At 40.3% G+C, this 26,629-nt stretch carries 22 protein-coding genes; 14 read left to right on the top strand and 8 right to left on the bottom strand.

The features are described from left to right. Positions 1-69: 69 nt before the first annotated feature. Genes V7K53_RS05845 through V7K53_RS05835 form a run of 3 tightly spaced genes read right to left on the bottom strand, consistent with a single transcriptional unit; the run spans position 70 to position 3,799 of the window. Positions 70-2,232 (bottom strand): tetratricopeptide repeat protein, encoded by a 2,163-nt coding sequence (locus tag V7K53_RS05845; RefSeq protein ID WP_335196671.1) that lies wholly within the window; start codon positions 2,230-2,232, stop codon positions 70-72. 57 nt (positions 2,233-2,289) lie between these two features. Continuing rightward, positions 2,290-3,072: a PP2C family serine/threonine-protein phosphatase gene (locus V7K53_RS05840; RefSeq protein WP_334837041.1), complete on the bottom strand. Its 783-nt coding sequence runs from the start codon at positions 3,070-3,072 to the stop codon at positions 2,290-2,292. Positions 3,073-3,124: 52 nt separating this feature from the next. Further along, entirely contained in the window at positions 3,125-3,799 is a 675-nt protein-coding gene (locus V7K53_RS05835; RefSeq protein WP_094351580.1) for a vWA domain-containing protein, read from the bottom strand. 747 nt (positions 3,800-4,546) lie between these two features. On the opposite strand from V7K53_RS05835, the gene V7K53_RS05830 reads away from it, so the two are divergent. From V7K53_RS05830 to V7K53_RS05800, 7 genes are all read left to right on the top strand, one after another. Next, positions 4,547-5,932 carry a response regulator gene (locus tag V7K53_RS05830; protein ID WP_335196670.1) on the top strand — a complete coding sequence of 462 codons (1,386 nt, stop codon included), beginning with the start codon at positions 4,547-4,549 and terminating at the stop codon, positions 5,930-5,932. 231 nt (positions 5,933-6,163) lie between these two features. Beyond that, positions 6,164-6,367 (top strand): hypothetical protein, encoded by a 204-nt coding sequence (locus V7K53_RS05825; RefSeq protein WP_335196669.1) that lies wholly within the window; start codon positions 6,164-6,166, stop codon positions 6,365-6,367. A 510-nt stretch (positions 6,368-6,877) separates the two neighbouring features. Next, positions 6,878-7,375, top strand: coding sequence for a hypothetical protein (locus V7K53_RS05820; protein WP_335196668.1), 498 nt, complete (start codon positions 6,878-6,880; stop codon positions 7,373-7,375). A 282-nt stretch (positions 7,376-7,657) separates the two neighbouring features. Further along, a complete protein-coding gene (pheT, locus tag V7K53_RS05815) occupies positions 7,658-10,108 on the top strand; it encodes a phenylalanine--tRNA ligase subunit beta (protein ID WP_335196667.1) in 2,451 nt (816 codons plus the stop codon). Between the two features lie 154 nt (positions 10,109-10,262). Then, a complete protein-coding gene (locus V7K53_RS05810) occupies positions 10,263-10,532 on the top strand; it encodes a YciI family protein (RefSeq protein ID WP_114082327.1) in 270 nt (89 codons plus the stop codon). A 21-nt stretch (positions 10,533-10,553) separates the two neighbouring features. Then, complete coding sequence (locus V7K53_RS05805) at positions 10,554-10,757, top strand: hypothetical protein (protein ID WP_335196666.1); 204 nt, start codon at positions 10,554-10,556, stop codon at positions 10,755-10,757. Beyond that, entirely contained in the window at positions 10,738-11,532 is a 795-nt protein-coding gene (locus tag V7K53_RS05800; protein ID WP_335196665.1) for a Tab2/Atab2 family RNA-binding protein, read from the top strand. The genes V7K53_RS05805 and V7K53_RS05800 overlap by 20 nt, the downstream gene beginning before the upstream one ends. A gap of 201 nt (positions 11,533-11,733) precedes the next feature. Here the strand turns inward: V7K53_RS05800 and V7K53_RS05795 are convergent, their stop codons facing one another. Further along, on the bottom strand, positions 11,734-12,633 hold the full coding sequence (locus tag V7K53_RS05795; protein ID WP_335196664.1) for an aspartoacylase: 900 nt from the start codon (positions 12,631-12,633) through the stop codon (positions 11,734-11,736). A 198-nt stretch (positions 12,634-12,831) separates the two neighbouring features. On the opposite strand from V7K53_RS05795, the gene V7K53_RS05790 reads away from it, so the two are divergent. Both V7K53_RS05790 and V7K53_RS05785 read left to right on the top strand, forming a co-directional pair. Then, positions 12,832-14,013: an AGE family epimerase/isomerase gene (locus V7K53_RS05790; protein WP_335196663.1), complete on the top strand. Its 1,182-nt coding sequence runs from the start codon at positions 12,832-12,834 to the stop codon at positions 14,011-14,013. Between the two features lie 334 nt (positions 14,014-14,347). Next, the gene (locus tag V7K53_RS05785) at positions 14,348-15,724 is read left to right on the top strand and encodes a serine/threonine protein kinase (protein WP_335196662.1); all 1,377 of its coding nucleotides are present in this window, start codon (positions 14,348-14,350) and stop codon (positions 15,722-15,724) included. A gap of 51 nt (positions 15,725-15,775) precedes the next feature. On the opposite strand, the gene V7K53_RS05780 is transcribed toward V7K53_RS05785, so the two are convergent. From V7K53_RS05780 to V7K53_RS05770, 3 genes are all read right to left on the bottom strand, one after another. After that, complete coding sequence (locus tag V7K53_RS05780; RefSeq protein ID WP_335196661.1) at positions 15,776-17,104, bottom strand: ATP-binding protein; 1,329 nt, start codon at positions 17,102-17,104, stop codon at positions 15,776-15,778. Positions 17,105-17,198: 94 nt separating this feature from the next. Continuing rightward, a complete protein-coding gene (locus V7K53_RS05775) occupies positions 17,199-18,536 on the bottom strand; it encodes a tellurite resistance TerB C-terminal domain-containing protein (protein ID WP_335196660.1) in 1,338 nt (445 codons plus the stop codon). 221 nt (positions 18,537-18,757) lie between these two features. After that, on the bottom strand, positions 18,758-20,116 hold the full coding sequence (locus V7K53_RS05770) for an ATP-binding protein (RefSeq protein WP_335196659.1): 1,359 nt from the start codon (positions 20,114-20,116) through the stop codon (positions 18,758-18,760). A gap of 102 nt (positions 20,117-20,218) precedes the next feature. Between V7K53_RS05770 and V7K53_RS05765 the strand changes: the two genes are divergently transcribed. The 3 genes from V7K53_RS05765 to V7K53_RS05755 all read left to right on the top strand — a co-directional run bounded on the left by V7K53_RS05765 (position 20,219) and on the right by V7K53_RS05755 (position 23,909). Continuing rightward, complete coding sequence (locus V7K53_RS05765; protein WP_335196658.1) at positions 20,219-20,539, top strand: TMEM14 family protein; 321 nt, start codon at positions 20,219-20,221, stop codon at positions 20,537-20,539. A 938-nt stretch (positions 20,540-21,477) separates the two neighbouring features. Then, complete coding sequence (locus V7K53_RS05760) at positions 21,478-22,719, top strand: phosphotransferase family protein (RefSeq protein WP_335196657.1); 1,242 nt, start codon at positions 21,478-21,480, stop codon at positions 22,717-22,719. A 101-nt stretch (positions 22,720-22,820) separates the two neighbouring features. Next, entirely contained in the window at positions 22,821-23,909 is a 1,089-nt protein-coding gene (locus V7K53_RS05755; RefSeq protein WP_335196656.1) for a T3SS effector HopA1 family protein, read from the top strand. Positions 23,910-24,021: 112 nt separating this feature from the next. On the opposite strand, the gene xth is transcribed toward V7K53_RS05755, so the two are convergent. Next, positions 24,022-24,804, bottom strand: coding sequence for an exodeoxyribonuclease III (xth, locus tag V7K53_RS05750; RefSeq protein WP_335196655.1), 783 nt, complete (start codon positions 24,802-24,804; stop codon positions 24,022-24,024). A gap of 457 nt (positions 24,805-25,261) precedes the next feature. Here xth and V7K53_RS05745 point away from each other — a divergent pair, with 457 nt between their 5' ends. After that, complete coding sequence (locus V7K53_RS05745) at positions 25,262-26,332, top strand: glycosyltransferase family 4 protein (protein ID WP_335196654.1); 1,071 nt, start codon at positions 25,262-25,264, stop codon at positions 26,330-26,332. Positions 26,333-26,388: 56 nt separating this feature from the next. Next, positions 26,389-26,574 carry a hypothetical protein gene (locus tag V7K53_RS05740; protein WP_104909358.1) on the top strand — a complete coding sequence of 62 codons (186 nt, stop codon included), beginning with the start codon at positions 26,389-26,391 and terminating at the stop codon, positions 26,572-26,574. Positions 26,575-26,629: the final 55 nt, after the last annotated feature.

Below are 26,629 nucleotides of genomic sequence, written 5' to 3'. Positions count from 1 at the left end.
CTAACCCTAGTCAGGCTTGATTTTTTCAATCAAAACCAATAATATGCTAGTAACAAAAAATACTTATTTCTAGTTAGTTTTTTCCATATTACTTGAGCCTTGGAATAAAGGGTCACATTTGTTTTCGATGACTACACACATATTACTGAGTGCTTGTTGATAATTATCCATGTCATCTTGCTCAAGAAATATTTTGGCAGATGCCTGTATATCTTCGACAGCTTTCGCTTGGTTTTTGTTAGCTTCACTACCGCCATACTGTGCCAGTTCATAGCGAACCATACCTCGTTTGAGATATGCTTTTGCTAGTTTAGGGCTTAAAGTTAATGCTTGGTTAAAGTCAGCGATCGCTTGATTATATTCTTGCTGATAATTGCTGCTATATTGAGCGATTTGATAATAAACAACACCCCGCTGGAAGTAAGCTTCGGCTTTTGAGACATTAAGTTGTATGGCTTGAGTAAAATCTGCGATCGCTTTTTTGTAAGCTTGTTGAGATTCACCACTGTATTTAGCCATTTGGGCGCGGACAATCCCCCGTCTGACATAAGCTTCAATTTCATTATTATCCAGACCGATGGCTCGATTATAGTCTGCGATCGCTAGATTATATTCTCGATCGGGATCGTTGCTATACTCGGCGAGCATATAGCGGGCATTGCCCCGATTTACCAGAGCTTTGGTTTGATTGGGATTGATTTTCAGAGCTTGGCTATAATCTGTAACTGCTCCTTCGTAGTCTTTCAGGTTATAGCGGGCATTACCACGATTTACAATTGCTCTAGCGTGTGTCGGTTCTTGTTCAATTGCTTGGCTAAAATTGACAATTGCCTTGTCATAGTCCCGCTCTTTATAAGCAATATAACCTTGCTGATAAGAATCAGCGAAGCTGAGTTTATTATTTGGCTGGGTAGACTTGATTGTTTGTTGGGTGTAAGCATTTTGGGAAACCAACGGCTGAGTAAATTTAATCATTACATCTGCATATCCCAATAAACCAAAACCCAGCAAACAACAAATAATCGGGTACAACTTTGACTTTTTGGAAGGTTTATATGAACCGCTGGGAGTCATTGGCTGCCAATAATTAGCTAGCTGCGGTGACATGGCTCGCTGGGGAAAATGCGGTGTCTGATTGTAGCGTTTTCTCGCTTTGATTCGCGGTTGGAGATGTTCTCTAGCTTCTATTGCCCGATGTGATGGGAAGGGGTCGCGTCCACCTAATCGCACGGTACGTTCGCACCACGGACAGCTACGCATGTGGTTGTTGTAGCGATGTTGGGGATTTGTCGTACAGGTAATTAGGGACTCTTCGGCTTCAGCGATAGCTGAGAGCCAAGTCTGGGCACTGGGGCGTAGTTGTGGGTTGTTATGACCTTCTTCAAAACAACGGACAAATAATTCCTGTAAGCTGGGATGGAGAATTTCCCAAGGGGGGGCAATAGGTGTCGGCAGGTAGGGTACGTAACGCTTTTCGCTGTAAGTGAAATGACCCGATGCAATTCGTGCTTCGTAAGGTGGTGGCTCAATCGCACCTTGAAAAATTCCCGAAAATGGGTGGGTGCCTTCCATTAAGAGTTGAAATACTAGCACCCCTAACCCAAATAAATCGTGAGAGATTTCGCGATCGTGCTGGGCAAAAGTTTTATTCTGTAGTTCTGGTGGAGTAAACTCTGGTTTACCTACTGGGCAGCGATAAACAACATTGCTGTTTGGGTCGGTTACTTGGAAAGAGTCTGTGTCTATCAAAGTCACCAGTGCTGTATCGCTGACGAGGATATTAGACTCGTTTACATCACCAATGCAATATCCACTGGCGTGCAAAGCGGCAAAAGCTGCCGCCAGGTTTCGAGCCGTGCGGAGCAGGTACTGATAGTTGAATAGGGGGCAATGTTGCCGACGAGTTCTGGGGTTGTAAAAGTCGATGATTGGACGCATCCCCTGAATACGTGGCATTAAAAAGCCCAGGATGCTATTTTTGCCATCTGCCGCCCGTAATAAATCCTCTGGCCAAGCGATAGAGATATGCCCTAAACTCGCCGTAGGGTTTTCTGGCGGGTTAGCAAGCATCGCCTGGAGTTTCTCTGCATGGGCAGTCGTTGGCTTGTGGTAAATCTTCGCCACCAAATCGTTATCGGATGGCACAGCATAAACACAAGCTTCACCGCCACGTCCCAAACTGACATTGAGACTGAGGATTTCTTTTCTGGGGGAACAACGTAGTACCTGCATAATGAAATTACCGCTAACGGAAGTTATTGTAAGATGTGAAACCTGTAAATCGATTGCTCATGAGTCGTTGAATGCTGCTATAATGAGTGTTAAATCATCATCAGTGCGTTGCGTAATCCGCTCTGAGCGTAAAAATTTTACTAATTGCTCCTTCGCTTCTGTCTTATCCTCGGTATTGGCAACAAATTCAAACAGTGGAAAAAAGAATGGTTTGTGAGGTTCGCCAACAACCATATTCAAAGCCAGCATTTGTAATCCGTCGGTGATGATACCAACGTTTACTATGTCTGTGCGCCATAATCTCATTTGTGCTGTATCTAAGGCATTGGGCGAAGTTAAAAAAGTAGTTTCGTTGATGTATTCACCACTATCAGGCATCGTCAGTGCCAGCAGGTTGCCCATACTATCTTTAGCCACTGCCAAACCATCGCCTATCTGAACTACAGCTACAACTTCTGGTGTGGCAACCAGCATAATTAAGGTAGTTGCTAAATCTTGAGGCTGTTTGTCACAAGTAGCCGCCTCATCCTCGACAGCTTTTTTGGCGGCGAATATGGCATCATTTAAGAGCGATCGCACCAATGTATCATCAGTCAAACTTTTTCGGGTCAGCCCTTTGGTAGAAATGTTTTCGATTGCTGTCTCCACAGCAACCATCGCTCCCACTTTCCCAAGGCTAGCAGAACCCGCGCCATCTGCTGCGGCCGCCACTAAAACATTATCTGACAATATTTGCCAGTGATGAGCATCCTGACATAATTGATTGTTTTTTAAGTGACTTGTACCACATACAGACGCAGCCACAATCCGCCATTGAGCAATCTGTTTTGATATGTTCATAAATTTTTTTTTCAAGCAGCTAGCTGTGTAAACATCAAGCTGCGATTTTTCATTAAACAGTTCCCCAACCAATGGGCGGTAGTGCTACCTGTTCGTCTACTTGTGAATGAGAAACAGCCGACATACTAGTTGACAGCCAGACAAACATCTCGATAAAATTTAATCCTTTAAGCTTTAAGGGAGTACGTACAGTTATTTGATTTAAACGCGTCATATTCGCATTTTCTACTCCAACTGTAAAGAATGCTACCCGCTTGTTCGCCTCGTCTCCCTGTAGGCGCTGGGATGCTTGCTCTACCACTTGCTCTAATTCACCTTGGGGTTCTCCATCGGTAATCATAAATACCCAAGGACGATAGTAAGCAATCCCGTTGGCACGATACTGAGATTTCCGCTCTTGAATTATGTCCAAAGCTTTATGAATTCCCGCACCCATTGTCGTCAAGCCTTGGGCTGTCAAAATCGGCGGATTGAATTGATCGGCAGTCACAAAGTCTTGTACTACATTGATATTACTGTCAAAAGTGACGATCGCCACTTCCACCCGTCTGGCGGCTAAGGAATTTTTGACTAGTTCATCCTTTAAGCTTAGTAAACCCTGATTTAAAGCCTCAATCGCCTCTCCTTGCATCGACCCAGATGTGTCTAGTAAAAGTACACACGGACAACGTGGTTCTGGGTTCTCAGCAAATTCTACTACTTCATCAAGTCTTAATGTATCATGCATAACTTTTTGTGTTATGTTAAAGTCCAAAGCTTTATTTCCCTTTGCTCAGAGTATATAGTTTCAATCGCCGAGGCGACTATAGAATATAGTATCTATTGGTAGATGCTCTAATCTTTATTAAACAAATTATTTTCATGAAGTTCTCTATATATTTAAGATGAACTTGAGTACAGCTTAGTTTAGCAAAAAAGAGTTTATCAAAACCCAGCATTACCTGTTGTAATGTATCTACCAAAAAGTTATATCCATTAAACCTACAGTACAATAAATACGTAAACTTTCCTAGATAAGTTTTTAAAGATTTTATGTAGAAGAATCGTTTCTTTAAGGAAAAGTAATTAACCATAATTAAGCTCGTTAACTCTAGAACTATACCAGTGTAACTACGCGAACTTGGAATCAAATTTACCTCTGGAAGTGAGTGGGCATAAATAAACATCATTATTAAGGTCTTCACTCAAGAGTTGTCAGTAGTTAGTAAAATCCAGAAATAACCAACATCTACTGATAATCTAGCTATGATAGATGCTTACCTTTATTCACACCTACTTGTTTTTTGAGATAGATTAAGTAAAATGTGCCAAATGTAACAAAGGACTTAGAAGCCTTACATTTTTTAATATATGTACATATTTTCAAATAAATAATTTGTGGTTAGAAAAATATTACAAAGAAGAGAATACTTTATAGCTCATATTTTCAATCTACAAATGTTCGGTTGTTGATTCCGCAAAAAACTTGAAAAATATGAATAACTCAGGTACATTCACCAAACTACGTCCTCTAAGTTTGTTAAGACAATTATCCAATTGTTCCGACAGTACTTGTTTACAAGTATTGAGTAACTCCGTTTCTTGGTCGATTTACTTAGAACAGGGCAAAATAACTTACGCTACCCATTCCGTGGAACCCTTCGATCGACTAGAACGCCATTTGCGACGCCTCAGCCAGCAAATTCCACTCCTTACTAATGAGGTTCGCGTTCAAGTAAGGCTGATGTTTGAACCTGACTCACACAGTCAGTTAATCAAAGATGACACTAATTCCAGAAGTAACCCTCCTGAGTATCAGGCTATATCCTGGCTTGTTAGTCAACAACATCTACATTCTACACAAGCAGCAGTGCTGGTTCAAGAATTAGTTAAAGAGGTCATTGAATCATTTTTGCTCATCAAAGAAGGGACTTATGAATTAATAGAACCACTTGATAGAATGCCAAAAATTTGCCGGCTAGGTGTAGACAAAATTCTAGAGTATTGCCAAGTAAGATTACAGAAGTGGCAGGCTTTTGTACCTAAAATTTCTTCCCCATATCAACGTCCATATCTGTTAATTAACAGCAAGTTTGATGACCAAGATTTACCAAATCTACAGCCAGATTTAATTAACTGGATGAAGGGTTTTAGCCTGTGTCATCTGGCTGTAATTTTGAATCAAGATGAAATTCAACTAGCTCGCAATTTATACCCTTACATCCTTAAGGGTGCGATTATCCTCCATGAACCCGATCCACCATTTGATAAATTACCAAAGATATTTGAGGAGCAATCGCTTTTCTCAAAATTGATTTCAGGGTTAGTTGACACCAAACAAGAACTAAGTAGCACTGTCAATTCTTACCCAAATATTCCTGAAGAGAAAATAGTTCCTGTTCAGCGATTACCACAGATTTCTACCCCTTCAAAAGAAAACTTTCAGGAACCAACAATATCAAATAACATAAATTCTGCTTCCCAAAGAGTAACGGCTGCTACGGTAACGGTAAAAAAAGTCCACAAAATCGTTTCTGTAGATGATAGCCCTACAATTCTTAAAGAAATCAGTTATTTCTTAGAAAATGAAAATTTTTCTGTAGTGACTATTAACGATCCAGTGAAAGCAGTTTTGTCAATTATAAGGCACAAACCGGATTTAATTTTGTTGGATTTAAACATGCTAGGAATTGATGGTTATGAGTTGTGCCGAATTATACGAAATAATTCCCTATTTCAAAACACTCCGATTATCTTTGTCACTGGGAACAAAGGGATTGTAGACAAAGTAAAAGCGAAATTAGTTGGGGCATCTGGATATCTGACTAAACCGTTTACTCGCGCCGAATTACTGAAAATAGTCTTTATGCATTTGACTTAAATTAACCACTCCAATGAGTTTTTTTATGCACATTACTTTGCCACTATCTAAACTGCTGCCATCAGTAGACTGCCATTTGCCATCATTGAAAGAAAAATTGCCATTACCAGTTCAACTGTTGCTAGTACTTTGTGAGCCAACAGTTTGATTGTTATTGTCAGAAGTTGCCATTAGAATTAAACTCCTACTTACTCAAACTGAAATTTCTCTATTAAGAGGAATATCAACGACATGAATGAAAGCATTTTTTACTTTCATTTTCAAGCGAGGTTTTATCGAGTTTTAAATATTCAAGTTCTGCGATCGCCAGAGCAAACGCATCTAAATTACTCGCGATCGCAATCAATGTTAAGAACCAACGAAAAAATCAGCATTTCTCATTTGATTTATTTTCCAAATCTCAAAGCCATATCTACGATGGGCTACGCCTTGTGAAATCGTAGTCATTGCTCATCTCAAAAAGCTGGGCTTGTTGAGAATAGAGAAAAAATAATGTCCCTTTTACATAATGTAATAATTGCTCAACTATGGATTAATAATGCTAGAAAGTAAAATTAGAGTGAATTCTCAAGATAAATTAAGCAACGAATTGTTGGAAAAGCGCTGTTGAAGTTTTTGAAATCAGAAAAAGCTTGTGTATTTAGATTGCTCGTTTTATGGTATTTTAGCTCAAGCGTGAGAAACAAAATGGTTCTCAATCGTAATGGTTATCCAAGAAGCAATGTCTACGACGAGGGGTGCTTCCTGAGCGCAGCCGTACCCCTCCGAAGAAGCAAACTACGCGCAGCATCTCCCTCTAATAGGAGAAGGACTGCGCCTACGCACAAAAGTTAGCTAATTGCGTTTTATCTTTTAAAGCTTCGCTCTAGCAGAACACAGAACAATTTATAAGCCTGCTTTCTAGCTCAACTAATAATAAAATTTCCTGACTATGGAGTATAAAAAATGAAAAGTGTAGTAAGCGCAGCAGTTATATTAACATTGATTGGTGGAGCAAATTGTCTTCCTAGCTATGGAATATTATCAAATATCAAGCCTTCAAGCATAGAAGTTAAATCAATTGCTCAAGGTAATCATCAACAATTGATGGCTAGAGTTGGAAGTAATTTAAATACTCCATTTTATCTTAGATATGGAAGGACAGCTTACCTCCCCACTGAAAATATTGAAATCAAATTTTCAAAAGTTATCCAGGATTCGCGGTGTCCTTCTGATGTAACTTGTATTTGGCAAGGGCAAGTTATTATTGGATTAGACATCATAAAAAATGGTAAGCAAGTTTCAACATTAACGCTAACCCTAATACCAGGTCGTGATGCTTTACCAATTCAATTTTTAGATAAATATTCGGTGACGTTGATAGGGGTTTCCCCGTACCCAAATAGCAAAAAGGCGATCGCGCTCAAAGACTACATTGTTAAAATTGTTGTTAGTAAACCGTAGATGACCAACCTTTGACACGCTTTTGTCTGAAACAAAACACCCGGATTTATCATTTGTGATAAATCCGGGCCTATGTAGTTGAACGTCAAAATCAACCAAATAAAATAATGTCATACTTCCCTCTGTAGATACATTCTCAGTATTTACTTAATTTTTACATTGCCTGTCTAACGTAGTAGGATTGTTCAAGTGAAAGGTAAGCCTTGCAGGGCGAGTAGCCATTGAGCGCTTCTTGCACCCTAAAATAAGAGCAAAAGACGATTCCTAAAACAAGCACACTCCATGCGTATTTCTCTAAATTGGCTGCGCGAACTAGTAGAGATAAAACTTAGTCCAGAAGAATTAGCCGAAACCCTGACAATGGCGGGGTTTGAGGTTGAAGAGATTGAAGACCGCCGCACTTGGGCAAATGGCGTGGTTATCGGCAAAGTGCTTGAGCGTCAACCCCATCCCAACGCCGATAAATTGAGTGTTTGCCAAGTGGATATCGGTACAGGTGAAACTTTAAATATTGTCTGTGGCGCTGCCAATGTGAAGGCAGATATCTATGTCCCAGTGGCAACTACGGGTACTTACTTACCCAAAATAGATTTAAAAATTAAACCTGCAAAACTACGTGGTGTCCCATCTCAGGGCATGATTTGTTCTTTAAAGGAACTCGGTTTGCCCACCGATGTAGACGGAATTCATATTTTTACCCAGGAAAATTTACCATTGGGTAGTGATGTCCGGCCATTGTTGGGTTTAGATGATGTAATTTTAGACCTGACCGCAACTGCCAATCGCGCTGATGCCCTAAGTATGGTAGGTGTAGCCAGAGAAGTAGCAGCTTTAACGGGTGGAAAGTTGAGCATTCCTGAACCTGCTGAAGTATCTATTCCCAAAAATGCCGGAAATTTAGCTTTAAAAATTGCCGATACCCAAGCTTGTCCTGCATACATCGGTACGGTAATTGAACAGGTGAAAATTGCTCCATCTCCCGAATGGTTGCAACAGCGTTTGAGGGCGGCTGGGGTACGTCCTATTAGTAATGTTGTAGACATTACTAACTACGTTTTGTTGGAATGGGGACAACCACTGCACGCCTTTGACCGCGATCGCCTAAAATCTGTTGCAAGTAGCGAAAATTTAACCATCGGCGTTCGCTTTGTCAATAATGGAGAATCCCTCAAAACCCTAGATGGACAAACTCGCACCCTAGCATCCCAAAATTTGTTAATCACCGCTAACGAAAAACCCGTTGCACTGGCGGGAGTTATGGGTGGGGAAGAAACAGAAGTCTATGAGGGGACTCAAAGCCTAGTTTTAGAAGCAGCTTTATTTGATTCCGTGGCAATTCGCCGTTCTTCCCGGAGTGTTGGCTTAAGAAGTGAGGCTTCTGGCAGATATGAACGCGGAGTTAACCGCGCTGAGTTGGAAATAGCTAATCGCCGCGCTTTATCCTTAATTAGCGAATTAGCTAGTGGAATTATTGTCCAGCAGGAAATTGCCGACACCCGCCCCGATCCGTCTACCTGGAGTCGTTCTATCGCCCTGCGTTTAGACCGAGTTAATCAGATATTAGGGCCCATCGATTTAGAAGAGGACACTGGCGAACTGCAAAAACAAGATGTTGAGCGCATCCTGACTGCATTGGGATGCCAGTTAACTTCTTCAGGAGAAGATAACAGCCATCAACCTACATGGTCAGTTTCCGTCCCACCCTATCGTTACCGCGACTTAGAGCGAGAAATTGATTTAATTGAAGAAATCGCCCGTCTCTATGGTTACAACAAATTCTGCGATACTTTACCAGAAAAAGCGGAAGCCGGTTATCTGCCTTTAGATGAGGAATTGATTCGCAAATTACGAGCTTTCCTCCGGGCTGAAGGATTGACAGAATTAATCCACTATTCTTTAGTCAAACCAGGAGAAGACAGAAATATAGTCCTGTCAAACCCCTTATTTGTCGAATATTCAGCGCTGCGAACCGATTTGATCTCTGGGTTAATTGATGCCTTTCAATACAATTTAGAGCAAGGTAATGGTGCGCTGAACGGCTTTGAAATCGGGCAAATTTTCTGGCAAGAAGAAGACGGTTTGCAAGAAACAGAAGCCCTGGCGGGGATAATTGGAGGCGATCGCACCCTTGGCAAATGGTCAAAAAGTGGGCGTGAAGAACCCATCACCTGGTTTGAAGCCAAAGGCATTTTAGAAAGTGTATTTCGGCAACTGAGCTTGCAAATCGAATTTCAACCCGACCGCCGCGACGATCGCTTACATCCAGGACGCACTGCTTCCCTGTGGATTCGGGGTAACAAACTGGGGATTTTTGGGCAACTCCATCCTCAACTGCGACGAGAAAAAGGTTTACCAGATTCCGTTTATGTTTTTCAGTTGGATCTAGATGTGCTTTTAGATTCTCTGGGAGAAGATGAAATTCTCATTCCTACATTCCAGCCTTATTCTACATATCCAGCTAGCGATCGCGACATCGCCTTTTTCGCACCAGTGAAAATCTCAGTTGTCGAAATTGAAAAAGTAATTACCAAAGCTGGTAAAGATTTGCTCGAATCGGTGGAATTATTTGATGAATATCGGGGTGAAAACGTCCCCGAAGGGCAGCGGAGTTTAGCATTCCGCTTAATTTATCGGGCTAGCGATCGTACTCTGACTGAGGCTGAAGTTGAACCAGTACACAATAAAGTCCGCGAAGCCTTGGTGGAAAAATTCGGCGTCAACTTGAGAAGTTAGTCATTTGTCATTTGTTGTTTGTCATTTGCTAGGAGTGAGAAATTAATCATTTCTTACTCCCCGATGCACTGGCTGCAAAATCTAAAATCCAAAATCTAAAATCCAAAATCCAAAATCCAAAATCCAAAATCCAAAATCCAAAATAGTCTTAGCTATGCCTAAATATGTACTCTGGGGAACTTACTGCGAAGACGTTCTCGAAAAACGCGCCCCCCACCGTGAAGCTCATTTAGACGGATTAGCAAAACAGAAAGAATCCGGTGTACTCATTACTATTGGCCCCACCAAGGATGTCACAAAAGTTTTTGGGATTTACGAAGCCGAAGACGAAGCTACTGTACGCCAGCTGATTGAAAATGACCCCTACTGGAAAAATGGCATCTGGACTGAATATTCTGTCAAAGAATGGATTCAGGCTTTATAAATTGGTGTTGGGCATGGGAAGATGAGATTGAATGTTGAACCTTTGAACTCGGAAGTTGAGCCTCTGAGCATTAACATTGAGCCTCTGAACTCGGAAGTTGAACCTCTGAGCATGAACATTGAGCCTCTGAACCTAAAACTTTCAGTTTTAACTCTCATCGATCTCTCCCATACCTCAATGCCCAATGCCCAATGCCCACATAATTATGAAAATTTGGCAGGTTGATTTTTATCGTCGTCCCTCACAAGATGCGTCTGGACAAATTTTATGGGAGTTGTTGATTTGTGACGCAACTCGCAGCTTTCAATATGAAGCCACCTGTCTCCAGTCAGCAGCAAATTCTAATTGGGTTGCGACTCAACTTGAGCTAGCTGCTGGTGAAAAATTGCCAGATGTAATTCAGGTATTTCGTCCTCAGTCTCTAAGCTTAATTGAGGCGGCTGGACGCAACTTAAGTATAAATGTCGAACCTACCCGCCACACCTTGGCGTTAAAGCAGTGGTTACAAGAAAAGCAATATCCCTCAACGCTGGATAAACCACCCCCAGCACCATTACCAGAAAACCTCTGGGGAGAACAATGGCGTTTTGCAAGTTTAGCTGCTAGTGATGTAGAAACGAGATTTAGCGATCGCCCTATTCCCATTTTGCATATCCCAGAACATTTCAAACCCATCAATTTAGGTTTGGCATCTACAGTCCCCGTTCCTGGTGTAGTCATTTATGGGGGACGGCAATCAATGCGTCTAGCACGGTGGTTGCAGCAAGCCCGTGCCGTCAGCTTGAACTACATTTCTGGCGCACCGGATGGCTTAATATTAGAAGCTAGCTTGGTGGATAGATGGATTGTTGCCACATTTGAAGATCCAGAAGTTACAACAGCAGCCCAAGCATTTGAACAACGCAAGCAGCAAAGCCGAGGATTGCATTTTCTGTTAGTCCAACCCGATGATTCTGGTATGACTTATAGCGGCTTTTGGTTATTGCGAGCAGAAAATTGATATTAATTGCCAAGACGGTTTTATTGATGTTGGGTAAATTCGTGTTGTTGATCGTAGTCGTATTTTGGGTTTGCTTGGTGTACTAGAGTCAGACTACTGGGAACTTATTCATACAGCTTTAAATTTAGTTCTGGGATTTTTGGTTTAGGGGTGTTAGGGAATAAAAATAGAGATAAAAATGAGGCGAAGGTGATGAACAAATTAAACTATTTCTTCCTGCTTTTGACTTAAATACATGGCAATTCCTTTCTCGTAGTAAGCTGCTTCATTAATAAAAATAGGATATACAGTAGACGCTCCCTCATAGAAAATATCTTTTCCTTCAAAAGTCAGAAACATTGGATCGCCTGGATGCAAAGGTTGATAATCTCTAAACTGAAGCTGGGGGTGAATCATGGCTTGAATTTCCCCGCGTAGACGCAGCTCATCGTAGGCATCGCTTCTTGGATAATCGACAGTTTCAATGTATTTATAAAGTGTAAGGTGGTTGGTTGTCTGCGGAATATTCCCCTGGTTGCACCCTTCAAAATAATCTAAAACTGCATAAATAAGCTGTTCTGTTTCCTGAAATAATTCGGCGTTTAAAACATTTTGAGCCACAGCCCCAACTTCTATAACAAAACCCAATTCGCACAAAGAACGGAGAAAACCATTTTCCTTGGATTCTTGATTAATAAAGACTTTCACCAAAGGATTGATAGAACTTAAATAAGCACCTAACCGCAGCAAGAAAGGATGCATATCACAAAAAATCAGACTTAACCCCATATTCGCAGTTGTGCTGTGCAAATCAACAATTACATCTACAAAGGGCTGATTTTGCGGTTGCAATATCTGTTGAATTGCTTTTGCCCGCATATCTTCATAACTTGAGAGTTGGGGATTTTGTAAACCTTGATTAGTGAAACAACGATTTAAATCTTTTTCAATGTATCGTTTGCCTTCTTCAATAGCTTTGAGATTGCCAAGTAATGCCAGAGTTTCAAAACTTGCCCTGTTAATTAAATTAGGATATTGCTGAAACTTTTTGACTAAATGTACTCCTGTTAACTCATTACCGTGGTTTCCTCCAACGATCGCAACTCGTTCAATCTGACTCATAACAACCTCATCTCTAAAAAACTACCCTACGGTTATTGAGAATGATGCAAGATCCAAGATAGAAGTATAGCTTCTGCTGACTAAATCTTGTAAAAGGCTGACGCGATGTCTACGACGGGCTACGCCTACGCTCCATATTAGAGCCAAAATATGATAACTGTTAAGCTGTTGGTTTTAGCACAAAAGGGGAGGAAATTTATGGAGTATAATTTTCAAGCAATCGCTGAACTTTACAAAAACGCTCTCCTCAACGACGTACTCCCTTTTTGGGAAAAATATTCCCTCGACTGGGAGCAAGGCGGCTATTTTACTTGCCTCGATCGCGAAGGCAAAATTTATGATACAGACAAATTCATCTGGCTGCAAAACCGCCAAGTGTGGACTTTTTCGATGCTTTACAACCAGCTAGAAAAGCGCGAAAATTGGCTAAAAATTGCCAGCAATGGCGCTAATTTCCTCGCCAAACATGGCAGAGATAGCGATGGTAACTGGTACTTTGCCCTCACCCGTGAAGGGAAACCATTGGTTCACCCTTACAATATTTTTTCTGATTGCTTTGCGGCGATGGCATTTAGTCAATATGCACTCGCTGGCGGCGAAAAATGGGCAAAGGATGTGGCGATACAAGCTTATAACAACGTATTACGCCGCAAAGATAACCCAAAGGGCAAATATAATAAAACCTATCCCGGCACACGCCCGATGAAATCATTGGCTGTACCGATGATTTTAGCCAACCTGACTTTAGAAATGGAATGGTTGCTACCAAAAGAAACACTAGAGAATGTCCTAGCTGAGACAGTCCGGGAAGTGATGACAGATTTTCTCGACCAAGAACGGGGACTAATGTACGAAAACGTTGCCCCTGACGGTTCCCACATCGATTGTTTTGAGGGACGGCTAATTAATCCAGGTCACGGTATCGAAGCGATGTGGTTCATCATGGATATCGCCCGTCGCCAAAACGACATCAAAACTATTAACCAAGCCGTTGATGTGGTGTTAAACATCCTGAATTTTGCTTGGGATAGCGAGTACGGCGGATTGTATTACTTTATAGATGCAGATGGTCATCCCCCACAACAATTGGAATGGGATCAAAAGCTGTGGTGGGTTCACTTAGAATCTTTGGTTGCATTGGCGATGGGTTATCACCTAACTGGGCGTGAGGCGTGTTGGGAATGGTATCAAAAGATGCACGATTACGCCTGGTCACACTTTGCTGATTCTGAGTATGGTGAATGGTTTGGCTACCTGAATCGCCGTGGAGAAGTATTGTTGAACCTTAAAGGTGGCAAATGGAAAGGATGTTTTCACGTACCACGTGCATTGTACCTTTGTTGGCAGCAATTTGAGTCATTGCAACGCCTGCGGCAGTAAACAACCCAGTCAGTTTAATCTCTGCTAGTGTACAAATAGTATTGGAAAGATGTCTCATAAATGCTGTGACACCGAAACGATTTGCGATCGCACAATACCATCGATTGATTAAAACACTTGTAGAGACGGCGATTTATCGCGTCTCGAAAGCTTAAAATAGTTCATTAGATGTAGGTTGGGTGGAGCGGAGCGCAACCCAACATATATCAGGATGTTAGGTTACGCAAAGCCTCCACCCAACCTAAATACTTGTTGCTGACTTAAGTAATCTTACAGTGGGGCAGTAATAAACAGGAAAGCTATAAAAGCAACAAAGCTTTGGAGTCATGAGCAAATGACAAGTCAAGAATCGCCAGATTCTCACCAAGAAATCCTGTTGGAAAGGTATCAAGTGCAACAGGAACTAGGCAAAAAAGCCGGACGGCGATCGCTGCTAGCTCGTGACTTACAAACTCTAAAATTAGTAGTGGTCAAAATACTGTCTTTTGGTAATGAATTTGAATGGAACGACCTCAAACTGTTTGAGCGGGAAGCTGAAACTCTCAAAGCACTATCCCACCCAGCTATTCCCCGCTACCTTAACTACTTTGAGCTAGATTCACCCAACAGTAAAGGATTTGCACTCGTACAAAGTTATATCCCAGCCCAATCTCTAGAAGCACAACTAAAAGCTGGGCGTAGTTTCAGTGAAGAAGAAGTTAAGGAACTAGCAAAAGCGATTCTAGAAATTCTCAAATATCTGCATGGTCGTCAACCGCCCGTAATTCATCGTGATATCAAACCAAGTAATATTTTATTAACAAATCGCTCTGGTAATAGTGTGGGTGAAGTCTACTTAGTAGATTTTGGTTCAGTGCAAACCATCGCCAGAACAAGCAGTACTATGACAGTTGTGGGAAGTTACGGCTATATGCCACCAGAACAATTTAATGGTAGAGCTACCTGTGCTTCTGACCTTTACAGTTTAGGAGCAACTTTAATTTATTTAGTAACAGGTCAGCATCCAGGCGATTTACCACAAACAGACCTACGAATTGAATTTGAACAGGCTGCTAATATTAGTCTTGGTTTTAGCAGTTGGTTAAGGCAGATGACAGAACCTATTATGAGTCAACGCTTGGCTTCCACTGAAGATGCTATGCGAAGCTTAGAGGATAATCAGAGTCAGCTTAGGGGCACGGCAATTAATTCAATTCCTAAAAAACCTCATGGTAGTAAAATTTTGTTGAATAAGAATGCTAATTTTATAGAAATTATCATTCCAGGCGCAGGATTATTATCTATTCAAACACTTACATTTATAATTCTCTACTTTTTTATACTTTTTATGATGAGTATTCCGGTTTTAGGTGGTGATGGGAGTAGTTTACTTAGAGGTATTTTAGTAATTTCCCCTGTAGCTTTTATTCTGATTTATATATGTGTATTTGGGCGAAAGCGACTTTACATCAATCGACAGCAGATTTATTTGATTTATAAAATATTTAAGCTTGAACGTCACAATCCGCTTCCAAGTTCTAGACAAGATATTCTACGTTTAGATATAAACAAAAGTGATTTCAATAAATATTATTTAACAATATGGGCAGGTATAAAAAAATATGTAATTTCCAGTAATGAACTCGATCTTTTTACTGTAACTCTTTTAGAACTTGATTGGCTAGCTCATGAACTTAGTGATTGGCTAGGCTTACCAATTACAAAAAAGTAAACTTTGTAGAGTAATGTGCTTACTTTTATTGTTCAGTCTCTTCATCATTAATCACAAACTAAATTCTGCCGCCCCATCCTCATCTACTTCTGCATCTTTACCCATAGCAGTAGGTTTAAATTTAGAGCCATGAATTAATTCACCAAACACAATTCCTGGATTTTGGTGAAGAATATTCAGCACACTCATAAAATCTCGTACAATTTCCCCTGGTGTAAGTAATGCTTCTGCACCCAAGCGATTAATAATTTCTTGTACAAACTCCTTCAACTCACGATTTGTCAAAGTCTGTTCATACCCAAAATTAAGTGCATGAATCTCAGCTAAACGTTGCAGAAGCGTCAATATTTCTGCTTCACTCAACGGATTTAGCCGAATCACTGGCCCTAAATGTTCCTGAACATTAGCTTGGGCAACAAAACGGCTTTCTTTTGTGCGTCTTTGCCAAGCTTGGTCTGCAAAAAGTCCGCGTTTGGGGTCTTCTAAAAACTTGGTTGTTCCACCAACAACAATGCCAAGATGTTCTGCTTTGCACTGCATGGTGTCGTTAAACATTGTGAGGAGTCGATTGTAATTCTTTTCTCGTGTAACGGTGGTAGATATTTGATATAAATGTACGGCTTCATCAACTAAAATTAACAGTCCTTTATAGCCAATTTCAGCGACAAATTTTGCAAACAGTTTTATATAGTCATACCAACTATCATCATCAATAATTACCCGCACTCCTAAAGCTGCTTTCGCCTCAACTTTAGTAGTAAATTCTCCCCGCAACCAGCGCATCGCCGCATTTTTTAAATTATCATCATCCATTCGATAGCCACGCCAATAAGCGATAATCACGCTACCAAAATCGAAGCCGTGAACTAAATCTTCAATATACTGAACTACTTCTCTAATTTTCGCTTCAACTTGGTCATCAAAACCATCGTCATTAGGACGCATTTCAGTTTCTTTAACCACTTCTTGTTGAATTTTATTAATCCATCCTTCTAAAATTGAGACTAAAGCACCACCATCAGGACGAGTTTTTGTAGCTAGGTGGCTCATTAATTCTCGATAAGTCGCTACACCTTCATTGTTGCTTCCAGCTAATCGGCGTTCTGGGGATAAATCAGCATCAGCTACGACAAAACCTTGCTCCATCGCACGGTTGCGAATTAGTTGTAATAAAAAACTTTTCCCAGAACCGTAGTTACCAATTATGAAGCGGAATGCCGCGACACCTTCTGCAATATCATCGAGATTTTGTAATAGGCTTTTGAGTTCTTTTTCTCGACCTACTGCGATATATTCAACTCCCACTCTTGGTACTACTCCCGCACCAAGGGAATTGATTAAAGCAGTGGAGATTTTCTTCGAGATTTTGAGCTTTGCCATGTATTACACTTCACTTTATTCTAAACGCAGAAGCACGCAGTAAGTAGGTAAGGTACATCATCTTACTACTAAATCTTACGACGGCAATAACAATTTAATTTGACGAAGTATGTCTAGCCATGAGACCTTCATACATCGCAATCATTTTTTTGACATTTTTTATATACTCCTGATAAACTTTTGGACTTTCCAAATCAGAATTAATTATTAATTCACCAATAGTATCATTTGCTCGTTCATTTATAGAATCGATTAATAAATTTGGCATAGTAATATTTGCTTCGGCAATTTTTTTAATAGCACTATTGGGATTATCTTGTTCAACTATAGCTTTTAATACTTGTAACTCATGTCCTGGAATATTTCCGAGAAAGTTAGTCCATTCTTCGGGGATATTTTCTGATGTCTCAACTTTCGAATTTTCAATGACATCTGAAGATTCAATTATTTCCGAAAATGGAAACAATTCGATATCATACTCTTGGGAATTATCAGACAAAGGCTCTGGATTAAATGTTTCTACTTGTTGTAGTAATTCCCATACTTGATTTTGTAATGAGTCTCGTTCTTCTTGCAATAATGAAACTTGTGCTTGTAATTGCTGTAATTCAGCTTTGTGTTCTGCTAGTTGGGTTTTAGAAGAACTCAGCGTAGCTTCGATATTTTCTCTTTCGGTTTTGGTTGCTACAAGCAATTGATTATTTTGGGTTGTCTCAACTTCTAGCTCTTGAATTGCAATTCGCAGTTCGTATAATTTTTCTTCTAACTGGGGTTTGAGTCTGCCTAAAAGAGTTAAATTACTTTCAATTTCTTGTTTCTCGTGTTGTAGCTCAGAAATTTGACTTTGCAATTGGGTGATTTCAGCGCGAGATACATTACAATTTGACTCTAAACGGCGCTTCTCTGCTGTGAGGATAGAAAAAGCATTGTTCAATTCATTTTGATTGTTCTGTAAATTATTAATTTCAGTTTGCAGGCTACTAACTTCTGTTTCTAATTGCTTCTTTTGTCCGGCAAATGTTCTTAATTCTCGATGCAGGCTATCTCTTTGGCTACGGCTTTCTATAACTTGATTTTGCAGTTGTTGTGATTCAGCGTATAGTAAATTATGATGTTCTTCAATTTGATTTATTTCTCTAACAACACGAGCTTTTAATCCCTCCATTTCTTTAATTCGCTTGCGGAGAGAACCTAAAACAAACATTTCATAATTTCTGCGTCGCTTGTCTATGAATAATGCTGTTGCATGGATAGTAACGGCAGTAATTACACCTGTGAGAAAGGCTTTATTAAAATCCCAGCTTGGGACAAGGCTAAGACCAAAACTCACACTAAAGGCAACTATCACTAGTATAAATCTATTGCCGATCGTTACTGATTGCATATTGCTGATTTTTAGCGTAGTTAAATTATCTGAATAAGTAGCTCTCATAGTAATTTATAATTTGTAATTCGTCAGTAAAAAACATATATACATAAAATACTTACTTACTTTAAATGGTTTGTAATTCATTGTTATGTTTGGTCAATCAAGATATTTCTCCTATATTTGGTATCATAATTGTTATGAAATCTCATGATTTTAGTTAAATTTGTATAACATTGTTCTGTAAGTTACAAAAAAGTGTAATCATCAATGAAAAAATTTTAATGTTAAGTGTTGGATATGTTTTTATTTGCATTAAAAAGTGTTAAATCTGCTTTTAAAAAATCAACAAACTGCCGTGCTGTACGTCCAGAACGACCATTATGACGAGTTGCCCATTGTAATGCCTGAAATTCCAAATCTTCTTGGGTAATATTAATTTCAGCTTGTGCCACTAGATGTTGTACAATTTTTAAATAAGTTTTCTGATTGGCTGGTTCAAAAGTTAAGGTTAAACCAAAGCGATCGCTAAACGAAAGCTTCTCCTGCATCGTATCCCAGGCATGGATTTCCTCGTTATCCTTGGGAGTCGGTCTATCTACAAAAAACTCCCGAATCAAGTGGCGGCGATTGGAAGTAGCATACACAACTACATTTTGAGGCCGCGCCGTTAAATTACCTTCTAAAACTACCTTAAGGGCTTTAAAAGCATCATCATCTTCTTCAAATGAAAGGTCATCGACAAAGATAATAAATTTTTGTGACACACCCCGTAAATGTTCCACAATTTCTGGTAAGTCTTTTAAATCAGATTTTGCCACTTCTAATAAGCGGAGGCTGCGTTGGGCTTTGCCCTTGCCGGAGGCATCGCTATATTCATTCAACAAAGATTTCACTAAAGAAGATTTGCCAGAACCGCGACTACCGTAAAGTAATACATGCAGTGCCATCTCTCCTGATAATAAAAACTCTGTATTTTTCAGCAAAGCATCTTTTTGAGATTCGTAACCGACAAGCGAACTCAGTTTAACCGGGTCAGAATACCTAATACCGATAAACTGCCCAGATTGCCATCGCAAAGCGCGATATTCTGCAAATAAACCAGAGCCACATTGCCGATAATAAGCTGCTAACTCTTCTACAGCATCACCCCAATTATCTAACTCTTGTAGATATGTAATGAATTTTGTCTCTACTCCTACCAATTCTTGCTCTTTATACCACACTACTGGTGAAATCGGCATGTGAGCTACGCTTTGTACCCACTCGCTCAAAGAAGCGCTGCTACACTCATAGAGACTTTGCAATACTTGTAAATCATGCTGAACTGCTGTTACTAAAGCTGGGGGCAAATCTTCAAATTCTCGCACTCCCGCCAATCTTGTAAAAGGATTGTCAGAGAAGAGAATTTGAGTAATTAAATAGTCTTCCCAGTTTTGATTTCTAGCAGCCAAAGCGTGAAAGTAACTGCCGTAGGCTTGCAGACAACCTCGTGCATCGGCTTCAGTGTAACGTATAGCTTGCAACAGTTCCAGAAATGCCATCCCCACTTCACCTTGTAGAACAGATTGGTACAGTAAAAGTGAGGCTGCTTGGCGCTGGAGATATTGAACCTTTGTATATGAGGAAGTAATTGCCATTGGCATCGCTTGATTATTTATCAATCAACTGTGTGGTATAGCTAAATAGCTATGGTAAATTGTCTGCTGACCCTGGCAGTAAAGTCAAAGTCTACATAGGTTTTAACAATGAATTTAGGTATAGTTGCTGCTTTTGCCTACGGTATATTAGCGATTGTGGGTGGGGTTATTGGCTACATTCAAGCTACAAGTAGAGTTTCACTCCTAAGTGGTAGTATTAGCGGTTTATTATTAATACTTGCCGCTTACTTTCAACTCCAAGGACAAACCTGGGGTGCGATTTTAGCAGTGTTAGTTACTGCTGTTTTAGTAGTTTTCTTTGCATTTAGACTGGCAAAAACACGCAAGTTTATGCCTGCGGGATTAATGATAATTTTGGGTATGCTGGCATTGGCGGTGATGGTGAATCAATTTGTGGCTTTAAGGTAGCATTAGTCTCTCAGCAATAACCACCCTCCTGTGTTTTTGGTATGGCATGATTTTCCCTGCTTTGAATTATATTAGTACATTTATATTACTGTGACTTGTTACCCTTGCCTTGGAAAAATACCCTGTTTCAAGCTTGACAAAAGTACACTTACATAAGATGCGCTCATGTAGGCTTTGTTTGCGATCGCCCATAGTCATCTACAATTTGTAGGTGACGAAAATAACGTGATAACAAGCTTTTTAGACATCAATTCTGAAAATTAAATCAAAAAATAATTACTAATTGCTAAAAAACTCCGGTTTTTTTGGCTTGGTGATGATAAATAAAAGTAATAGTGTTGAATGTCATGCTTTGTATCGCGAAGGATTATTCAAATTCTTCGCTGCTTTGAGGATGACTACTGAACATCAAACACATCTGCTACCAATCAGTTTTTTTGCTGGGGATGCTTCTTGGCCACAAAAAAAGGCTTTACCACAAAACTTACTCTAGATGTATCTAAGTAACCATGCTGATAAAGTTTCAGGAGGCAGGAGGCAGGAGGCAACCCACCCTTAAAAGAGTGGGATTGAAACAATGATGTTTTATACCTCGCTGCAAGCAGTCTCGGTATAATTATCCGTTAAGACTGGGCTTTAAACCCAGAACTAAAGTTGTAATTTATACTACTTATCCGTTTTGCCTCCTGCCTTCGACCCTCTGCCTTTCTTTGTAAAGATGTCACGGTATCTGGGAGCAAATTTTAAAGGAATTGCAAAGGACTTGGTGCCATTTTGGCAGGTTTTACTCCCAAATATGAGATATTAGTAGATTGTAGAAATCTTTATTCTTATTCACATTTCTCTTCTTGCATTAGTTCCTATCTACTAAAAACTCTTAAGACCAAGCAAATTTGACACGATAAGTTTAAGTAATTTAATGAAGTAGGAAATAATACATGGTATTATCACTGTCTTCTCATAACGTTATCCAGTATCTGCAAGAGGCGGGTCTGTGTAGCTCAGAAGATGGCCCATCAGACAAATCTGAGTTGCCAGGAAGTAGTCAGAACAATTTCAATTTACTAGTGACTTTAGTAGATAATTGCCAACTGCTCATTAAACAAGAACGTAACGTTAACAACAATGACGGCGCGCCTCATGAATTGTTTCAGGAGTGGCTATTTCACCAGTTGCTACAACAGTTTCCAGTTCTAGGTAATACTTCAGCGATCGCGCCATTGGTAGTGCATTTTGACGAAGAAAATTCGATTCTTGTCCGTAGCTACTTGAATGAATATCTAGAGCTTGCGACATTATACCACAACAATGAGATTTTTCCACAAGAAATTGCTTCTGCCATCGGCACAACTTTGGCGGGACTGCATCGTGCCACCTACAACCGCCGAGAATATCGGGATTTTATGGCAACTGCTCCCCAAGGAGAGTTTCGCTACGGGTTTTACAATCCAGCGCAAGGGGTAGGGTCGATTGGGCCGGAGATTTTTGGGACTGTTCCCACAGATGCACTGAAATTCTATGTTCTTTATCAACAGTACGAGAGTTTGGAATCTGCGATCGCAGATTTGGCATATAGCTGGAATCCTTGCTGTTTAACTCATAACGACCTGAAATTGAACAACATTTTGGTTCATTCCAGATGGGAGCAATTAGACAATTGTCTTATACGACTAATTGACTGGGAAGCTTGTTCTTGGGGAGACCCAGCCTTTGATTTAGGAACTTTACTGGCAAGCTATTTAGGAATTTGGCTTAAGAGTCTGGTAGTAGACCCCACCCTTGAGTTAGAAGAATCTTTACATTTGGCGTTAACACCGTTAGAGATTTTACAACCTTCAATTATTGCCTTAATTAGGGCTTATATAAATGCTTTCCCGATGATTTTGGAATACCGCAGTGACTTTATTTCGCGCGTTCTCCAGTTTGCGGGACTGGCACTAATTCATCAAATTCAGGAGATGATTACGTGCCGGAAACACTTTAATAATGTTGAACTCTGTATGCTTCAAGTAGCTAAAAGTTTACTTGTAATGCCAGAGCAAGCTGTATTGACCATTTTCGGGATGTCAGAGTCAGAAATCCTAAATCCTGTGGCAAAGATTCATAAATTTCCTCAGCCTGTGAAAGAGCAGCAGTTACTTCGGATTTATTACGAGAAAACTCGGCTGCGTGGTTGTTAGCAGTAGAGAGTAGAACAATTTGAATCAGAACACACAATTCTGAATTCTGTATTTTGACTCCTGAATTCTATTTTATTACAGTTTGATTTCTGAATGGATTAATGCTAAATTCCTCTATCAATCAATCGCTAAATTCTCTATTTGATATTGCTCAGAATATCCAGATTGAGTCTAATTTTTGTATTTACCATCCCAATTATCAACCCTTTGCTCTGCCGACTAAAATAGCCGATAGATTTCAACAAAATTCCGTAGATTTACAACAGAAGTATCTCACTCTCCTGCTGCGAAATTTTCTCTATGGAATCTATTACAATGGCTCCCTGCAAAGTACTTTGGCAGTCAATACTGATAATACTAATTGCCCGCAAAAGCATAATTTAGCAGATAATTCTATTTTGGAGATTGACTGGAACTTTTACGAGCAACTGCACGCCAGTAATCACGGCATAGGTTATTTTGACCCTCGATGGCAGGTGTTGCGGAAAGAACCTGATGGGACTATGGCTGTGACTAAAGGCGGTTTAACACTTTATGTTGAGCCAGATTGCCATCTAGAATCCAGTAAGAAATCTACCAAAGTGGGTGACATGATAGCAATCTGGATGCCCAAAAATCGACTGCAAAATGGCTGTTACTTAGCAGTTAGCAATGTTGGACAGGAACGGCAAAGCAACCCAGATGCTGATTTAGGAGCAGGGCGAATCTATTTTAACTTTACGGCATCGGGTGCGATCGCTCTCATGGAAAGCTTGACACTGCAACTAAATGCAGCCTCGATTCCCTTTAGTTTTCAGGTTCTCCACAACCCTTCTGCATACGGACGCTATGATTCGGGGCTACTCTACTTTGAACTCCCCGACTATCCAGCAATCCGCGCAATCCTTCAGACTGTTTATATCGAAAATCAATCCCATTTCCAGCCCGAAATTCCTTTGTTTACCAAATTTTTAGCTCCAGGGTTAGGTTTAGCCGAAGAACCAACCCAAAAATTTGCGGCACAAGAAAGTTTTGGGATGAACCGTTGCCAAATCGTCGCAAATGCTTTGTTGGAAGCTTGGCAAAAAGGTAAAAATGCGATGGAGGAACGGATGAGGGTTATTGACCAACACTTTGCGCGACATCTAATTGATTTGCAGCGTCCTTATCTCAATCCCTGTTCTGAAGATATATATAAGCCGTTAAATTGATGGGGAGCAAGGGAGCAAGGGAGCAGGGGAGAAGTTGCACTAAGTTTTTCCCCTCTGCTCCTCTGCCCCTCCGCACCTCTGCCTCTTATGCCCCGCCCCATCCATGCCCAATTCAAAATTCCACAATAACTGGCACATGGTCGCTAGGTTGGGTTAACTTTCTCGGTGCGACATCAATAATACAATTTATAGCACGTTCATATAAAACAGGCGTGAGATAGTGATGGTCAATTCGCCAACCTAAGTTACGACGGAAGGCGGCGGAGCGATAATCCCACCAACTATAATTTCCACCTTCTGTGGTGAATTTGCGAAAAGCATCGGCAAATCCCAGTTTCAGAATATCCCGTAAGGCTTGGCGCTCTGTCTCTGTTGCCATAATGTGATTTTCTGTACTCACTTGCTCGTGAATATCCTTGTCTTCCAAGGCGATATTGAAGTCGCCACATACACAAATTGCAGATTCTGACAACACCAGCAATCGTAAATACTCGTGTAGCGCTGTCAACCAGCGCAGTTTGTATTCGTATTTCTCCGTTCCTACCGCTGCTCCATTAGGAACATATAAGTTTACAATCCGCACACCATCAATTACACCAGTAATCACGCGCTTTTGCTCGTCCCATTCGTGATGTAAATCTGGCAAAATCGCCCTAAACCCGCTACTGACATTTACGAGTGGCTGGCGGCTAATCAGGGCTACACCGTTATAAGATTTTTGTCCTGACATATAAAGGTTATACCCTAACTCCTCAAAAGGCGATCGCGGAAATTCCACATCCACAACTTTGGTTTCTTGCAAGCAGAGAACATCAACGGGATTTAGGGTTAACCAATCGATAACCTGTTCAAGGCGAGTGCGAATTGAGTTGACGTTCCAAGTAGCGATTTTCATTAGTTAATTATCAGGATTTTTGTAAATTACTAATTACAAATTATGTAATTATTGTACAATTACTTAATATTTATAATTTCTTTTCCCTTTCCCAATTACCTTTAAATGAAGCTTTAATGACTTGATCCCATTGAATATTTTAGTATTGTCAGCTACTAAATATTCAATTTTGTAAGTTCTGCTACAAAACATTCTACCTCTTTATGATCCCCAAGACAGATGCAACAAATAATAGATTAGCTATACGGTTAGAAGTGTAGCTCAGAGTTGACTTTTGCCAATAGTCAATTAGATTTGTTCGTAGAAAATTTGCGGTACGGTTAACCGTTATTGCGCTTTTGATAGCCTGTTAGGTTAATTTAAATGTCAAAAGAGTAAGTACAAATGCTCTTTACTCATAAAATAATGATCTAGCTCATTATTGAGGACAATTTCATAGACTGAACCAGAAAAACTTATGAAAATCGCTCAAGTTGCCCCCTTATGGGAAAGGGTTCCACCTCCTAATTATGGAGGAATAGAATTGGTAGTGAGTCGCTTGACTGATGAACTTGTTCGTCGCGGTCATGAGGTAACTTTATTTGCCTCTGGTGATTCTCAAACTTTGGCTCATTTAGAAGCAGTTTATCCACGTGCATTACGCTTAGACCCAAATGTGAAAGAGTATGCAGTGTACGAAATGCTAGAACTCAGCCAAGTTTACCAGCGTGCCGACCAATTCGATATCATCCATTCTCATGTAGGCATTTCGGCATTACCTTTAGCGAGTTTGATAACAGCAACTGCTACAGTCCACACTCTGCACAATAATTTTACAACTGACAACCGTCACGCATTTAGCTACTACCAAAAGCAACCATACATCAGCATTAGTAATTCGCAGCGTCAAATCGATCTTAATTATGTTGGCACGGTTTATAACGGAATTGAGCTAGCAGATTACCCATTTGTAGCCCAACCTTTACAACCTCCGTATTTAGCGTTTTTAGGTCGTTTTTCGCCAGATAAAGGCCCGCACCATGCGATCGCCATTGCTAAACAAAGTGGTTGGCGCTTGAAGATGGCAGGAAAGGTTGATGCAGAAAACTCGGAGTTTTTTGAAAAAGAGATTGTCCCTCACATAGATGGTGAGCAAATCGAATATCTCGGTGAAATTAACCACGCCCAAAAAACTAAACTTCTGGGCAATGCTGCGATAACTCTTTTCCCCATTAGCTGGCAAGAACCTTTTGGCTTAGTAATGATTGAATCAATGGCAACTGGTACGCCAGTAATTGCCATGAATTTCGGCTCCGTACCTGAAGTTATTGCCCACGGTAAAACAGGTTTTATCTGCAATAGCTATGCAGAAATGGCGGCAATGATTCCACCAGCTTTGGAACTCAATCGTCAAACCTGTCGAAAACACGTAGAAAACAACTTTAGTGTTAGCCAGATGGTTAACGGATATGAAGCTGTTTACAGACAAATTATTAAAGACCGCATAGAATCGAATGGCCGCATTCATGCAGCTAACATTCAGTTTTAATCAACTGCTTTTTTGACTTAGTTTAAAACAACAATTTTTTTAAGGAGGACATTGGTATGAGTACGAGAGCCAACACTTGCCCATGCTGCGGTGGTTCCCTCCTGCGTCATGCTCGTCATGGTGAACTATATTGGTTTTGCCTGTCGTGCCGACAAGAAGTACCGCTGTTAACTGCTACTCGCTTGCCTAATGTGGAAACCCGGAACACCGGTGTGGTTCCTCAACCAGCGGTGAATACCTAGTTTTTCAACAATATATAAAACCTACTAAAAATCAATACTGATTTCGTTTAAACCT

Source organism: Nostoc sp. (assembly GCF_036917355.1).
In the GTDB taxonomy this organism is placed as follows: domain Bacteria; phylum Cyanobacteriota; class Cyanobacteriia; order Cyanobacteriales; family Nostocaceae; genus Nostoc.
The sequence above is the reverse complement of the archived record's forward strand: the minus strand, read 5'-3'. Positions and strand labels throughout refer to the sequence as shown.

Coding starts and splice junctions, on each gene's coding strand:
- V7K53_RS05845 (WP_335196671.1), bottom strand. CDS start 2,232: ATGCAGGTACTACGTTGTTCCCCCAGAAAAGAAATCCTCAGTCTCAAT.
- V7K53_RS05840 (WP_334837041.1), bottom strand. CDS start 3,072: ATGAACATATCAAAACAGATTGCTCAATGGCGGATTGTGGCTGCGTCT.
- V7K53_RS05835 (WP_094351580.1), bottom strand. CDS start 3,799: ATGCATGATACATTAAGACTTGATGAAGTAGTAGAATTTGCTGAGAAC.
- V7K53_RS05830 (WP_335196670.1), top strand. CDS start 4,547: ATGAATAACTCAGGTACATTCACCAAACTACGTCCTCTAAGTTTGTTA.
- V7K53_RS05825 (WP_335196669.1), top strand. CDS start 6,164: ATGAATGAAAGCATTTTTTACTTTCATTTTCAAGCGAGGTTTTATCGA.
- V7K53_RS05820 (WP_335196668.1), top strand. CDS start 6,878: ATGAAAAGTGTAGTAAGCGCAGCAGTTATATTAACATTGATTGGTGGA.
- pheT (WP_335196667.1), top strand. CDS start 7,658: ATGCGTATTTCTCTAAATTGGCTGCGCGAACTAGTAGAGATAAAACTT.
- V7K53_RS05810 (WP_114082327.1), top strand. CDS start 10,263: ATGCCTAAATATGTACTCTGGGGAACTTACTGCGAAGACGTTCTCGAA.
- V7K53_RS05805 (WP_335196666.1), top strand. CDS start 10,554: ATGAGATTGAATGTTGAACCTTTGAACTCGGAAGTTGAGCCTCTGAGC.
- V7K53_RS05800 (WP_335196665.1), top strand. CDS start 10,738: ATGAAAATTTGGCAGGTTGATTTTTATCGTCGTCCCTCACAAGATGCG.
- V7K53_RS05795 (WP_335196664.1), bottom strand. CDS start 12,633: ATGAGTCAGATTGAACGAGTTGCGATCGTTGGAGGAAACCACGGTAAT.
- V7K53_RS05790 (WP_335196663.1), top strand. CDS start 12,832: ATGGAGTATAATTTTCAAGCAATCGCTGAACTTTACAAAAACGCTCTC.
- V7K53_RS05785 (WP_335196662.1), top strand. CDS start 14,348: ATGACAAGTCAAGAATCGCCAGATTCTCACCAAGAAATCCTGTTGGAA.
- V7K53_RS05780 (WP_335196661.1), bottom strand. CDS start 17,104: ATGGCAAAGCTCAAAATCTCGAAGAAAATCTCCACTGCTTTAATCAAT.
- V7K53_RS05775 (WP_335196660.1), bottom strand. CDS start 18,536: ATGAGAGCTACTTATTCAGATAATTTAACTACGCTAAAAATCAGCAAT.
- V7K53_RS05770 (WP_335196659.1), bottom strand. CDS start 20,116: ATGCCAATGGCAATTACTTCCTCATATACAAAGGTTCAATATCTCCAG.
- V7K53_RS05765 (WP_335196658.1), top strand. CDS start 20,219: ATGAATTTAGGTATAGTTGCTGCTTTTGCCTACGGTATATTAGCGATT.
- V7K53_RS05760 (WP_335196657.1), top strand. CDS start 21,478: ATGGTATTATCACTGTCTTCTCATAACGTTATCCAGTATCTGCAAGAG.
- V7K53_RS05755 (WP_335196656.1), top strand. CDS start 22,821: ATGCTAAATTCCTCTATCAATCAATCGCTAAATTCTCTATTTGATATT.
- xth (WP_335196655.1), bottom strand. CDS start 24,804: ATGAAAATCGCTACTTGGAACGTCAACTCAATTCGCACTCGCCTTGAA.
- V7K53_RS05745 (WP_335196654.1), top strand. CDS start 25,262: ATGAAAATCGCTCAAGTTGCCCCCTTATGGGAAAGGGTTCCACCTCCT.
- V7K53_RS05740 (WP_104909358.1), top strand. CDS start 26,389: ATGAGTACGAGAGCCAACACTTGCCCATGCTGCGGTGGTTCCCTCCTG.